General features: G+C 59.4%; 12 protein-coding genes and 2 pseudogenes. 6 read left to right on the forward strand and 8 right to left on the reverse strand.

The genetic code is table 11. The features are described from left to right. Window positions 1-38 precede the first annotated feature (38 nt). Window positions 39-1,091, forward strand: coding sequence for a helix-turn-helix transcriptional regulator (locus PQQ96_RS12600; protein WP_408292043.1), 1,053 nt, complete (start codon window positions 39-41; stop codon window positions 1,089-1,091). On the opposite strand, the gene PQQ96_RS12605 is transcribed toward PQQ96_RS12600, so the two are convergent. The 5 genes from PQQ96_RS12605 to PQQ96_RS12625 form a co-directional block, all read right to left on the reverse strand. After that, window positions 1,081-1,599: a cupin domain-containing protein gene (locus tag PQQ96_RS12605; RefSeq protein WP_408292045.1), complete on the reverse strand. Its 519-nt coding sequence runs from the start codon at window positions 1,597-1,599 to the stop codon at window positions 1,081-1,083. The genes PQQ96_RS12600 and PQQ96_RS12605 overlap by 11 nt on opposite strands. Further along, entirely contained in the window at window positions 1,572-2,648 is a 1,077-nt protein-coding gene (locus PQQ96_RS12610) for a polyamine ABC transporter substrate-binding protein (protein WP_408292162.1), read from the reverse strand. Before PQQ96_RS12610 ends, PQQ96_RS12605 begins: the two co-directional genes overlap by 28 nt. Before the next feature lie 798 nt (window positions 2,649-3,446). Further along, window positions 3,447-3,764, reverse strand: coding sequence for a DUF4148 domain-containing protein (locus tag PQQ96_RS12615; RefSeq protein ID WP_408292047.1), 318 nt, complete (start codon window positions 3,762-3,764; stop codon window positions 3,447-3,449). Between the two features lie 174 nt (window positions 3,765-3,938). Next, the gene (locus PQQ96_RS12620) at window positions 3,939-5,024 is read right to left on the reverse strand and encodes an aldose epimerase family protein (protein WP_408292048.1); all 1,086 of its coding nucleotides are present in this window, start codon (window positions 5,022-5,024) and stop codon (window positions 3,939-3,941) included. A gap of 33 nt (window positions 5,025-5,057) precedes the next feature. Beyond that, on the reverse strand, window positions 5,058-6,275 hold the full coding sequence (locus PQQ96_RS12625; protein ID WP_408292050.1) for a XylR family transcriptional regulator: 1,218 nt from the start codon (window positions 6,273-6,275) through the stop codon (window positions 5,058-5,060). 274 nt (window positions 6,276-6,549) lie between these two features. Here PQQ96_RS12625 and xylA point away from each other — a divergent pair, with 274 nt between their 5' ends. From xylA to PQQ96_RS12645, 4 genes are all read left to right on the forward strand, one after another. Then, window positions 6,550-7,872 carry a xylose isomerase gene (xylA, locus tag PQQ96_RS12630; RefSeq protein ID WP_408292052.1) on the forward strand — a complete coding sequence of 441 codons (1,323 nt, stop codon included), beginning with the start codon at window positions 6,550-6,552 and terminating at the stop codon, window positions 7,870-7,872. 197 nt (window positions 7,873-8,069) lie between these two features. Further along, window positions 8,070-9,098, forward strand: a complete 1,029-nt coding sequence (gene xylF / locus PQQ96_RS12635; protein ID WP_408292054.1) for a D-xylose ABC transporter substrate-binding protein — start codon at window positions 8,070-8,072, stop codon at window positions 9,096-9,098. Window positions 9,099-9,186: 88 nt separating this feature from the next. Further along, window positions 9,187-10,746 (forward strand): D-xylose ABC transporter ATP-binding protein, encoded by a 1,560-nt coding sequence (gene xylG / locus PQQ96_RS12640; protein WP_408292055.1) that lies wholly within the window; start codon window positions 9,187-9,189, stop codon window positions 10,744-10,746. Then, a complete protein-coding gene (locus PQQ96_RS12645; protein ID WP_408292057.1) occupies window positions 10,743-11,942 on the forward strand; it encodes a sugar ABC transporter permease in 1,200 nt (399 codons plus the stop codon). The genes xylG and PQQ96_RS12645 overlap by 4 nt, the downstream gene beginning before the upstream one ends. A 255-nt stretch (window positions 11,943-12,197) precedes the next feature. Here PQQ96_RS12645 and PQQ96_RS12650 read toward each other — a convergent pair. Both PQQ96_RS12650 and PQQ96_RS12655 read right to left on the reverse strand, forming a co-directional pair. Then, a pseudogene (locus PQQ96_RS12650) lies at window positions 12,198-12,473 on the reverse strand (helix-turn-helix domain-containing protein); the annotation flags it as partial. After that, complete coding sequence (locus PQQ96_RS12655; RefSeq protein ID WP_408292058.1) at window positions 12,470-12,805, reverse strand: type II toxin-antitoxin system RelE/ParE family toxin; 336 nt, start codon at window positions 12,803-12,805, stop codon at window positions 12,470-12,472. The pseudogene PQQ96_RS12650 and the gene PQQ96_RS12655, both read right to left, overlap by 4 nt. Window positions 12,806-12,844: 39 nt before the next feature. On the opposite strand from PQQ96_RS12655, the pseudogene PQQ96_RS12660 reads away from it, so the two are divergent. Beyond that, a pseudogene (locus PQQ96_RS12660) lies at window positions 12,845-12,967 on the forward strand (sugar ABC transporter permease); the annotation flags it as partial. Between the two features lie 45 nt (window positions 12,968-13,012). On the opposite strand, the gene PQQ96_RS12665 reads toward PQQ96_RS12660, so the two are convergent. Further along, complete coding sequence (locus PQQ96_RS12665; protein ID WP_408292059.1) at window positions 13,013-13,450, reverse strand: helix-turn-helix domain-containing protein; 438 nt, start codon at window positions 13,448-13,450, stop codon at window positions 13,013-13,015. Window positions 13,451-13,463: the final 13 nt, after the last annotated feature.

A 13,463-nucleotide genomic window follows, 5' to 3' on the forward strand; every position in this document is an offset into this window, starting at 1 on the left:
GGAAAACCCGCAGACAGGGTTCAATCACAGGAGGCATAGTGGAGTTGCGCCAGAAATCCGTATCAGGACGTCTCTATCGGCTGATGCTCGACGCAGCAGAACGTCAAGGTCTAGATCGAGCAAAACTAACGCGCAATATCGGCATCGACGAGGCCGATATTGCTGCATCTGATGCGCGTGTCTCTGGAGACAAGCACGTCGCAATGCTCAAGCTGGCGGAAACCTGCATGTCGCGCGACGGCTCACCCGAGGGTGATGTGTTGTTCTATCTGTTAGCTTTTCCAGAGCTTGCGGGTGTTGTCTGCAATAGCCTGACGCTGCGCGATGCATTGCGTAATTATGTCTTGTACCGCGACCTGATCGGCAATGTTGACTGGCTCGTCATGCACGAGCAGGGCGATGAAGTCGCATTCGAGTATGTGCTGGAAGGTGAAGGGCGAAGTGCCTCGAGCGCGCTGGGCAATTTCGCGCTGATCGCGAGTATCGCAAGGCTTTACGATGCGCGACTGCGTGTGCGTGAAACAGGCATCACCGACGCGCGGATGGGCGCGGCCTCGGCGCTGGGCGATGCATTCGGCATGAGGGTTCAACTCGATCAGACGCGCAATCGGATGGTGCTGCAGTCATCGGCACTGGATCGCGCGTTCGAGGTCTACAATGCGCCGCTCTCGAAGATCCACTTACATGCCGCGCATGACATGCTGCAGCGCATTCGCGAGCAGGGGCAGTTTTCCCCCACGGTCAAGCGGTGTCTGCGTGATGTGCTTCGCGAACATGAGGATGCGATCGAGCCGAAGAGCCTCCAGGCGCTCGTCTGTGAACGGCTCGCGCTCACGCGCTGGACGTTGCAACGAAAGCTGGCGGCCGAACGGAAGACATTCAGCGAAGTGTTGACGCAGACGCGTATCGACGAAGCGAGGACGCTGCTCGCACACACGCCGATGCCGATCAGCGAGATCAGCGAGCGTGTCGGCTTCGCATCGACGACGGCGTTCACGCGATTCTTTACCCGCGCATGCGGTGCCCCGCCCGCGCGTTACCGGGGCCGGCACCGTGGCGCTGCGCTGCCTGCGCCGAAACCTACCCCTTAAACTCCACAGAAACAAAAATCTTCTTGCACGGCTCAACCACTTCCCACGTTCCCTTAAACCCCGCGGGGATCAAAAACCGATCCCCGGCCCGCACAGTCTTCGCTGTCCCATCCGCATCCCGAATCACGGACACGCCCTCAAGAATCTCGCAATACTCACTCTCGGTGAAGTTCACCGTCCATTGACCGCAAGCGCCCTCCCAAACTCCAGCTGCAAGCTGCCCACACGGACTGGCAAAGTGTGTGTGAACCGCTTGCAAAGGATCGCCAGCAAGCACCGCTTCCGCCTTCGGCATGTACTCAACACTTTCTTTGGCAGGTTGCGCGAAATCTACGATGTTCAAGATACTCATAATGGTTCGAATACAAACAGAGTTAAAAATCAATGCTTCAAAAAGGACGTAGCGCACACACCCACTGCATGCGCTACGCTCGAAAGGACTCACCTGAAGCCAGCCAACAACAACATTAAAACTACAAATCAACTCCCCGATTTCAACTGCGCCCACAGGCGGTTCTCAAGCCGCATGATCGGCGCGGGCTGCGGCCGCATCAACGTCATCTTGTTCAGCACAGCCTCCGGCGGATACACATTCGCATCCTGCTCGATCGCCGGCGTCACAAACTGCCGGGCCGCCCGATTTGCAGTCGGATAGAACACCTCGTTAGTAATCGCTGCACTCACCTTCGGATCTTCGATGTAGTTCATCCACTTCATCGCCGCTTCCGGATGTGGAGCATCTTTCGGAATCGCCATTACGTCCATCCAAAGCAGGCCCGCATCCTTGATGTTCGAGAACCGCACCTCATACGAACGCTTCGCTTCCGCCGCGCGTCGCCGTGCGATCCCGACGTCGCCGGAATAGCCCAAAGCCACACAGATATCGTTGTTCGCCAGATCGTTGATATAGCCGGAAGAATTGAACTGCGTGATATACGGTCGCACTTTCTTCAGCATTTCATAGGCGGCCTGATAGTCGCCGGGATTGGTGCTGTTCGGGTCCTTGTGCATGTACTGGAGCGCGGCCGGGAAAACATCCGCAGCCGCGTCGAGGAAAGACACGCCGCAGCTTTTCAGCTTCGAAAGATTCGCCGGGTCGAACACCAGCGACCAGCTATCGACTGGCGCGTCCGCGCCCAGCGCTTTTGTCACAGCCTGAACGTTATAGCCGACACCGTCGGTGCCCCATGCCCACGGCACGCCGTATTGATTGCCGGGGTCCGCATCGGCGATCAGCTTCATCAAACCCGGGTCGAGGTTTGCAAGATTCGGCATCTTCGATTTGTCGATCTTCTGATACACACCGGCTTCGATCTGGCGCGCCATATAACTCGATGTGGGCACAACGATGTCATACCCGGAGCTGCCCGCAAGCAATTTGGCCTGCAATGTGTCGTCGCTATCGTAACTGTCGTACTTCACCGTGATCCCGGATTGCTTCTCGAAGCCCGAAATCGTGTCTTTGGCGATGTAGTCCGACCAGTTGTAGACGTTGATCGTCGCGTCCGCTGCGCGTGCAGCGTTCATGGCGGTGAGCGCGGTCAGCGAGCACAGCATCGTGCCGGTGAGAGTGAGAAGCTTGGCATGACGGATCTTCATTCGACTATCTCCTTGGTTTCAATCTTCGGTTTTCGCCGCAGCGCAGGCACAGATGCACGAGCGTGACGACGCGCACGTCCGTCTGTCACGCACGAATGCGGACGCAAATGACGCATAGGGACGCGACGCCGCCTGCCGCAGCGCAAGCGCACAGCAGGGCTAAATGGGACGTAGATAGGCGAGCGCTATGAGCCGGCCAACGCTAGCAAGACAACTTGCGCAGCGTGGACGGACCAACGCATTGCAGGCGTTCGACCGCTAAATAGCGGCGCAATCACATGCAACACTTGCTCGCAAAAAGAGAGGGGGGCTAAGGCAGAAGCGACGCGATTTCGTCAGTTCGCACCGCAATGGCTGCGGGCGCTGCAATGACGTTGTGCCGGCGGACGGAGCGACGCGACAACACGGTATCAATGGACAGGGGGCGGGATGGCGAAGCGCAGCGACTCCCCTGATGAGCGATCGAACAGCCGGACAGGAACGTTCTTTCCCGACCAGGCTGATATCTCACCAATGGACCACGGACTTTCACGATGGAACCCGAAGCGACGTTGAGTAGAAGTCCTCGCTGATGCAAACCGACTGCGCTGCGAGAACCACCAAACTGCCGCCCTAGGATATATGAGCCATTATTTTCGTCAAAGGATTTTCTTACACTGTGCCGTCATCGTCATGCACAGTGAAACGCGTTCATGCGAGCGCATGCGTCAAGCATGGCTCGCATCGAACTGCGCAAGGGCAGACAACAACGGCGTTTTACTGACTGTTGTCCATCGGCATGGGTTGAGCGGGATTCGCAACCGGTGTGGTAGTCCCGGTTTGTGACGACCCGTTGGCCGACGAGCCGTAGCCGGTGGTGTCATGCTGTGCGGCTACGCGCGCTTCAGCGGCCTGAATGTCCGCAGGGTAGGTAGAGTCAGTTGCGACAGCCGGGTTGTAGCCTGCCTGTTCAATCTGGACCAGTTGCGCTCTGACCTCCGCGCGCGTCAACGGTTGTTGATCGGACTGTGCGAATGAAGCGACCGGGGCTGCGATGGCAACGATCAGTGCGACTGCCTGGATCAGCGATTTCATGATGCTTCCCTCCGAGAGTTGTTTTATCCGGCGCCGCAACATGGGTTCGGCGACCTCTGGATAAATTCTAGGAAGCAGGCGATCCAGGGCAAACCCCTAAACGGGTAATTCAGTCTTGCAGCAAACGATAAGTCGGCGTTATGTAATGCTCTTCCTAAGATATGAAGAATTGTTTCAGACTCCAGAACGTACACCGACTCGATACGCCGTCACCTGCCGGTATGCGTTGCCGGGCCGCACGATAACCTGCTCCTGCTCAGCCATATTGACCTGGTTCGGAAAGCCGCCCGCTTCGAGACACAGTCCGGCGTACGATGAGTAGGCGATGCCGCCACGTCCCGTGTCGCCATTCAGCGAATTGCCGGTATAGAACTGTAGGCCGCGCTGATCGGTCGAGACGGTCAGTTCGCGTCCGCTGCCGGGGTCGTACGCGCATGCCACCGGGCGTACCTGCGGCCCGCTTCCGGCCATGGTGGCATCCGGCGCGTCACGCAGCACGTAGCAGTGATCGAAGCCACCCGCTCTCGCAAGCTGCGCATGCGGCCAATCGAGCCGTGCGCCGATCGGCGCGCTCTGCCGGAAGTCGAACGCATTGCCCGCCACTTCGGCAAGCTCGCACGGAATCATCGACGCATCGACTTCGAAGAACCGGTCGGCGTCGATCGACAGCACATGTCCGCGAATGTCGGTATCCCGCCGCGCCGTCAGGTTGAAGTACGGATGGCTCGTCAGATTGAGCGGTGTCGCTGCGTCGGTGATGGCTTCATAGGCGATCGCCAACGTGCCATCGTCCTGGAGCGTGTAACGCACTTGCACCGTGACGTTGCCCGGAAAGCCGGCGTCGCCCTCGGGCGATTCGAGGCGCATGACCAACGCACCGTTCTCTTCGCTCACATCCCACAGCACGCGATGAAAGCCCTGTGTGCCGCCATGCAGCAGATTCTCACCTTCGTTGCGATCGAGGGTGTACTCAATGCCGTCGAGCGTGAAGCGCGCATTGGCAATGCGGTTCGCCCATCGGCCGATCAGTCCGCCCATATAGGTGGTGGCCGCAGCATACTCGGCGGGCGTGTCGTGGCCGAGCAGGATATCGCCGAGACGGCCCGCGCGGTCCGGTGCATGCCACGAGACCAGCGTCGCGCCCAGGTCGCTGATGGCGACTTTCATGCCGTGCGCATTGCGCAGGGTGAAGAGCCGCACTGGATCGCCGCCGGGCAGTGTGCCCCATGGCTCAGAAGAAAGAGGTGCAATGCTGATCATGTCGTCGGTGGAGATAGAAGATGAAAGGCATGCTCAGCCCGGTGCTGCCGTCGAATTCACACGGTCCTGGTATTCGCGCGGCGTACAGCCGAGTTCACGGCGAAATACCGCGTACATGTATTGCAGCGACGTGAAGCCGCAACGGATCGCCACCTCGGCGCTCGACGCATCGCGCTTCGCAAGCAGTGCTTTCGCGACGTCGAGTTTGTGGCGCAGGATTTCCTGATGCACAGTGCATTGCCGTTCGCGCCGGAAATACTCTTCGAGCGACGAACGCGATACGCCCACGTAATCGGCAACCTGTTCGGTACGGATGCCCTGGCAGGCGTATTGGCGAATGAAGTGCCGCGCGCGCATCACATACGGGCTCGCGAGCGGCTGGTGTTTCGTCGATTCGAGCACATTGATGCCAACCGGTGGCACGAGAATGCGCCGCCCCGGAAAGCGCGCACCGTGCAGCATCTGATGCAGCAAGTGAGCGGCGGTGCGGCCCATTTCTTCGGTGCCTTGAATCACGGAGGAAAGCGGAATGCGGGTCAACGTCCGCGTGAGCGGATCGTTGTCGATACCGATGATCGCTACTTCTTCGGGTACTGGAATCCCTGCGATCAAACAGGCTTGCAGCAGATGCCGTGCGCGGGCGTCGGTGACGGCGATGATGCCAACCGGCTTCGGCAATTGGCTGAGCCACGCGGTGAGCTGCTCGGTTGCCTGATTCCACGATGGCGCGCTGGTCGACAGGCCGCGATAGATCTCGGTGCCGATCTGCTCGGCACTGTGGCCGTCCGTGCTGCGCAGGTGAGCGAATGCCAACTCGCGTTGCTGCGCCCAGCGATTTCCCTGCGCCTGCGGGAGGCTATACAACGCGAAGTGTTCGAGACCTGCGCCGATCAGATGCGTGTACGCAAGCGAAACGAGCTTGGCGTTATCGGTCGCGATATAGGGTAAGTCCGGGGGGTAGTGCGCTGGATCTTCGAACGATGAACCGACCGCCACCACTGGCAACGGACAATCGCGCAGCGCTTCGCCCACGGCGGGGTCGTCGAAATCCGCGATGATGCCGTCGCCGTCGAAGCGCTCAATACCCGTCAACCGGCAGCGGAAATCTTCTTCGAGGAAGAGATCCCAGGCCACGCGCGTCGACAGCAGGTAATTGCCGATGCCGGTGATGATCTCGCGGTCATACACCTTGTTCGCGTTGAACAGCAGTGCGATCCGATGGGTCGTCTGTGGTGTTTGCGGGCGGGTCATGGCAGTGGGCGGCGCGCGGATCGTCGGGATTCGCGGCGCCTTCGTCTCCTGTTGAGTGCGCTTCGAAGGCGGCACCGTTTTTAAGCGTCTGGTTATTCTAGGCCGCGAAGATCGCGCTGGTGTGAAACAAACTCGTGGGCGGTAAGAAACATCAAGCGCGCTGCGCAATTTCGCAATTGCCGACGCTTCTTGCAAGCGGCAGCATGGCGTCACCTTGTCGACCGGCGCGGCGATGCCGCTTGGGTTGCAGTGCAGCATAAAACAGGAGGCACTGATGTCCTATTTTGAACACATTCCCGAGATCCGCTACGAAGGCCCGCAATCGGACAATCCGCTTGCGTATCGCCATTACGACAAGAGTAAACGAGTACTCGGCAAGACACTCGAGGAACATCTGCGTATCGCCGTGTGTTACTGGCATACGTTTGTCTGGCCTGGCGTTGACATCTTCGGGCAGGGCACGTTTCGGCGTCCATGGCAGCAAGCCGGTGACGCCATGGAGCGGGCACAGGAAAAGGCCGATTCGGCATTCGAGTTTTTCTCGAAGCTCGGCACACCGTACTACACGTTTCACGATACGGATGTCGCGCCGGAAGGCGATAGCCTGAAGTCCTATAGCGAGAACTTCACGCGCATCGCTGACTATCTGGGACGCAAACAGCAGGACACGGGGATAAAACTGTTGTGGGGCACGGCCAATCTGTTCTCACATCCACGTTACGCAGCAGGTGCGGCGACTAGTCCCGATCCGGAGATTTTCGCGTTTGCCGCGACGCAGGTTCGTCACGCGCTCGACGCGACGCATCGGCTTGGCGGCGAGAACTATGTGTTGTGGGGCGGCCGCGAGGGCTACGATACGCTGCTCAATACCGACCTCGTACGCGAACGTGATCAGCTCGCCCGCTTCCTGCACATGGTGGTCGAGCATAAACACAAGATTGGCTTCAAAGGCGCATTGCTGATCGAGCCGAAGCCGCAGGAGCCGACCAAGCATCAGTACGACTACGATGTCGCGACCGTGCACGGTTTCCTGCTGCAATATGGGCTGGAGAAAGAGATCCGCGTGAACATCGAGGCTAATCACGCGACACTTGCCGGCCACTCGTTCCATCACGAGATCGCCACCGCTTACGCGCTGGGTATTTTCGGCAGCGTCGACGCGAATCGCGGCGATCAACAGAACGGCTGGGATACGGACCAGTTTCCGAACAGCGTCGAAGAACTGACGCTGGCCTTCTACGAAATTCTCAAGCACGGCGGCTTCACGACGGGTGGCATGAACTTCGACGCAAAGGTGCGGCGACAGAGCGTCGACGCGGAGGATCTGTTCTTCGGCCACATCGGCGCAATCGACAACCTGGCGCTCGCCGTCGAACGTGCCGCGACGCTGATCGAGAACGACCGTCTCGAACAATTCAAACGTCAGCGCTACGCGGGCTGGGAGACCGAGTTTGGCCGCAAGATCCTGACGGGCGACTATTCGCTCTCGACACTGGCCGCGGATGCATTGACGCGCAGTCTGAATCCGCAGCACGCGAGCGGTCGGCAGGAGCAGTTGGAAAACGTTGTGAATCAGGCGATTTATAGCAGGCGCTAAAACGCAGTCACATAGTAAAGCCCAGTAATAACGCTGGGTAACACCCGAAACAGGGCACTCAGTAAGACATAAAAAGATCGCGCGGCCACGCTGACCGCGCGAATGGGAAAGCTTTGGCTTGTCGCTTGTCCGGTTCTGTGGCTCGCAGCACAGACCGTCCAATCCGGTATTCCGGCTATCAGAACAAGGAGTGAGACATGAAATTCGCAACGCGTCGTACCGTATTGAGTTCGCTCGTGTGTGGAGCGGTGCTCGCCAGCCTGTCGCTTGCGGCTCCCCTCGCGCATGCGAGCAAGGACCATCCGGAAATTGGTTTCTGTATCGACGATCTGCGTGTCGAGCGCTGGTCGCGCGATCGTGACTACTTCGTTGCAGCCGCAGAAAAACTCGGTGCGAAAGTATCGGTGCAATCCGCCGATGCGAGCGAAGAGCGACAGATTTCGCAGATTGAAAACCTGATCTCGCGCGGCGTCGATGTCATCGTGATCGTGCCGTTCAATTCGAAGACGCTCGGCAATGTGGTCGCCGAAGCCAAGAAAGCGGGCATCAAGGTTGTTTCGTATGACCGTCTGATTCTCGATGCCGATGTCGATGCCTATATTTCGTTCGACAACGAGAAGGTCGGGGAATTGCAGGCGCAAGGTGTCTATAACGCGCAGCCGAAGGGCAACTACTTCCTGCTCGGCGGCGCACCGACTGATAACAACGCCAAGATGCTGCGTGAAGGCCAGCTCAAAGTGTTGAAGCCCGCGATAGACAAGGGCGATATCAAGATCGTCGGTCAGCAGTGGGTGCCGGAGTGGAGTGCCTCGACGGCGCTGCGTATCGTCGAAGACGCGCTTACGGCGAACAACAACAAGATCGATGCCATCGTCGCCTCGAATGACGGCACCGCAGGTGGTGCGATCCAGGCGCTCGCCGCGCAGCACATGGCGGGCAAGGTGCCGGTGTCGGGTCAGGATGCCGATCTTGCGGCAGTGAAGCGCGTGATCGCCGGCACGCAGACCATGACCGTGTACAAACCGCTGAAACTGATCGCAAGCGAAGCGGCGAAACTCTCCGTCGCGCTGGCCAGAGGCGAGAAGCCGGACTTTAACGCGCAGTACGACAACGGCAAGAAGAAAGTCGATACGGTGCTTCTGCAACCCACGTTGCTTACAAAGAGCAATGTCGATACGGTCGTCAAGGACGGCTTCTACACCCAGGCCCAGCTCGCGAGCCAATGAGCGTAACGTGAGCGCGGTTCAAGCCGGTGTGCCTGATATACGTCGGGCACACCGGCGCTACCGCGCGCCTTGCAGCGAGGCATAGCGAATGAGCGAACCATTACTGACGATGCGCGACATCGTCAAAGCGTTCTCCGGCGTCAAGGCGCTCGACGGCATCGACCTGACGGTGTCGCCAGGCGAGTGCGTGGGCTTGTGCGGAGAGAACGGCGCGGGTAAATCGACGCTGATGAAAGTGCTGTCCGGCGTCTATCCCTACGGTACCTGGGATGGCGAAATCATCTGGGAAGGCGAACCGCTGAAGGCCGCAAGCATAAGAGACACGGAACGCGCCGGCATCATCATCATCCACCAGGAGTTGATGCTGGTGCCTGAACTCTCGGTTGCGGAGAATATCTTTCTCGGCAACGAAATTACGCTGCCAGGCGGCCGGATGAATTACGCCGCCATGTACCAGCGCGCCGATGAACTGTTGCGCGAACTCGGCATAAGCGGCATCAACTCGGCGCAGCCGGTAATGAACTACGGCGGCGGCCACCAGCAACTGATCGAAATCGCAAAGGCGCTGAACAAGCGCGCAAAACTGTTGATCCTCGATGAACCCTCGTCGTCGCTGACCACTACGGAGATACACATTCTGCTGGATATCGTGCGCGATCTGAAGCGGCGTGGCGTCGCTTGCGTCTACATCTCGCACAAACTCGACGAAGTCGCGGCCGTATGCGACACGATCAGCGTGATCCGCGACGGGCGCCATGTCGCAACCGAGCCAATGTGCGCGCTCACCACCGACCGCATCATCTCCCTGATGGTGGGCCGCGAGATCAAGAACCTGTTTCCGCGTGAACCGCATCCAATCGGCGACGTGATCTTCGAAGCACGCAACGTAACCTGTTTCGACGTCGCCAATCCGCGCCGCAAGCGGGTGAACGATGTGTCGTTTGCGTTGCGACGCGGCGAGATTCTCGGCGTGGCCGGTTTGGTCGGCGCAGGGCGCACTGAGTTGATGCAGGCGATTTTCGGCGCGTATCCGGGTGTGAGCGAAGCGACCGTGGTCATGGAAGGCAAGCCATTGAAAATTCGTGCACCTGTCGACGCGATTCGCGCCGGCATCGGCATGGTGCCGGAAGATCGCAAACGCCACGGCATCGTGCCGGGTCTGAGTGTCGGTCACAACATCACGCTTGCTGTGTTGCAACGCTTTGCGAAGGGCGGCCGGATCGATTCCGCTGCCGAACTCGACACGATTAATACGGAGATGAAGCGACTCTCAGTGCGTGCGGCGCATCCGATGTTGTCGATCGCGAGCTTGTCAGGTGGCAATCAGCAGAAGGCAGTGCTGACGCGCATGCTGTTGACCGACCCGAAAGTGCTGATTCTCGACGAACCAACCCGAGGCGTCGACGTCGGCGCCAAGTTCGAAATCTACAAACTGATTTTTCAACTGGCGCAGCGCGGCATGTCGATCGTGATGGTGTCGTCCGAATTGCCTGAAGTGCTCGGCATCAGCGATCGCGTGCTGGTGATCGGCGAAGGTGAATTGCGTGGCGATTTCGTCAACGACGGCCTCACGCAAGAGGACATTCTCAGCGCCGCAATCCGTCCTGTGCAGCGATCCACGAACCCAACCGCAGCGAGTGCCGCATGACTCCCGACGTCACTTCCCAACCCGCAGAAGGCGCCGTATCGCGAGGCGCATTCGGTGGCCCGCAGCGCATTCAGCAACTGTTCGCGCGCTACAAGATTCTTGCGTTGCTGATTGCCGTCGCCGTGATCTGGATTTTCTTTTCATTCCTGACGCACGGCGCGTTTGTGACGCCGCGTAATCTGTCGAATCTGCTGCGGCAGATGTCGATTACCGGCATGCTCGCGTGTGGCATGGTGTTCGTGATTATCGCGGGTGAGATCGATCTATCGGTCGGGTCCTTGCTCGGTTTGCTCGGCGGCGTCGCGGCGATTCTCGACGTCAACCGGCACTGGCCGATCGGCGTCACCGTGCCAGTGGTGATGTTGCTCGGTGTGCTCGTCGGCATGTTCAACGGTTGGTGGTCGACGTACCGGCGTGTGCCTTCGTTCATTGTCGGCCTGGGCGGCATGCTGGCGTATCGCGGGATTCTGCTCGGTGTCACAGGCGGTTCGACGATTGCGCCGGTCTCCGATGGTTTTGTGTTTGTCGGCCAAGGGTATTTGCCGCGCCTTGCGGGCGATACGCTTGCGGTCATCCTGTTCGCAGTGCTGGCCATTCTGACGGTGCGGCAGCGGCGTAATCGTGAGCGTTATAAGTTGCGGGTCGTGCCGATCTGGCAGGACGCCGCGAAGGTGGTCGGGGCGGGTGTGATACTGGCCGCGTTTGTTGCCACGCTCGATCGTTATGGCGGGATCCCTGTGCCGGTTCTGTTGCTGCTCGCGCTGCTGGGCATTTTCACGTGGATCGCGACGCAGACGGTCTTTGGGCGGCGTATCTATGCAGTCGGCTCCAACCTTGAAGCGACGCGGCTCTCCGGCGTGAATACCAATCGCGTGAAGCTGGCCATCTTCGCGCTGATGGGGCTGATGTGCGCGTTCGCCGGGATCGTCAATACAGCACGGCTGGCTGCGGGCTCACCGTCGGCGGGATCGATGGGTGAGCTCGACGCAATCGCCGCGTGCTTTATCGGCGGTACGTCGATGCGCGGTGGCTCGGGAACGGTCTACGGTGCATTGATCGGTGCACTGGTGATGGCGAGCCTGGACAACGGCATGTCGATGCTCGACGTGGACGCATACTGGCAGATGATCGTGAAGGGCAGCATTCTGGTGCTGGCCGTGTGGATCGATGTCGTGTCGGGATCGAACCGGCGGTGATGGAGCAAAGGTGCGTCAGGCGAACGCTGACGCATCCTGCAGTGCCTCTGCGGAAAGGTACGTAGGCTATACGTATTGCCGCGACTCAGCCGCCAATCAGCGGACGTGCGCGATAGCAGCGGCGGCGCTCTTGCTACGCCGAGCCAGTGTCTTTGTGGCGGGTTTCTTTGCCGCCGCTGGTTTTTTTGCCGGTATTGTCGGCTTCTTGCGCGCGGCTGTCTTGACGCTCGCGTCGCTGCCAGTGCGTTTCGCTGGTGCGTCCGACACGCGCATCTCGATCCGCATGTTCGCTGCGACCGCCATATTGACCAAGGCATCGAGCGAGAAGAGATTGATCTTGCCGCGCATGAGATCCGACACACGTGGCTGAGTGACGCAGAAATGCCTGGCAGCTTCTGCCTGGCTCATTCCGATACGCGTGATATGGTCCTTGAGCGCCATCATAAGCACCGATCGGAGCTTCATGCTTTGTGCTTGTTCAGGCGTGTCTTCGATGGCGTCCCAGACGCTCGAAAATGTTTGCTTGCTCATGGCTTAACCTCTTTCAATTCGCGATAGCGCGCGGTGGCTAGATCAAGATCAGTTTTGCTGGTCTTCTGCGTCTTTTTCTGAAAGCAATGAAGCACATAAACCGCGTCGGCGAATTTGGCCACGTAAATGATCCGGAACGCACCGTTTGCGTCCCGAATCCGGATCTCCCGGACCCCTTGGCCTATCGTGTTCATTGGCTTCCAGTCGTCGGGATCCCCACCGCGCTGGACTTGATCGAGTTGATAGCCTGCGTCACGTCGAGCCGAGAGTGGGAACTCGCGCAAGTTGTCCAATGAGCTACCGCAGAACGTTAGTGGCTTTGCATCGGTCATAGCGCGAATTATACAAAATTTTGTATGGGCAAGTAATCTGCGAGCCCAGATAACGGCATGTCGATGCTCGACGTGGACGCATACTGGCAGATGATCGTGAAGGGCAGCATTCTGGTGCTGGCCGTGTGGATCGATGTCGTGTCGGGATCGAACCGGCGGTGATGCCGTGCTCTCCGTCTCTTGCGCCGCGATTGGCTCAAGATTCGACTAGTTCGAAGGTGGCTGCGGCGCTTTCTTCCTTCTCGTCCCAATAGCCCCGGACGAGGCGGCTCGCAGAATGCGGCGGAACGTTGGGCATTCCATATGGCTCGGCGCGGGACAGGCAGCAGCGTGCCGTAGGCCGTCGCGCATGGCGCTGAGCTTGCGGATCGTCCTGTCCAGTTCCCCCGCCTTGGCTACTAGCACCTGCCGGTCGATGCGCAGCTGTCCGTCCGGCGCGAACATCAGCGCAATCTCGTCCAGCGGGAAGCCGGCCGCGCGCCCCAGCGCGACGAGTGCCAGCCGGTCCAGCACGTCCGCATCGAACAGACGGCGCAGCCCGCGCCTACCGGTAGAGGCGATCAGCCCCTTTTCCTCGTAGTACCGCAGCGTCGACGCGGGAACACCGGATTGCCGCGCCACCTCGGCGATGTCTAGCTTGATCACCGCTTGACCTCAA

Source organism: Paraburkholderia sediminicola, assembly GCF_046027825.1.
GTDB lineage: Bacteria > Pseudomonadota > Gammaproteobacteria > Burkholderiales > Burkholderiaceae > Paraburkholderia > Paraburkholderia sediminicola_D.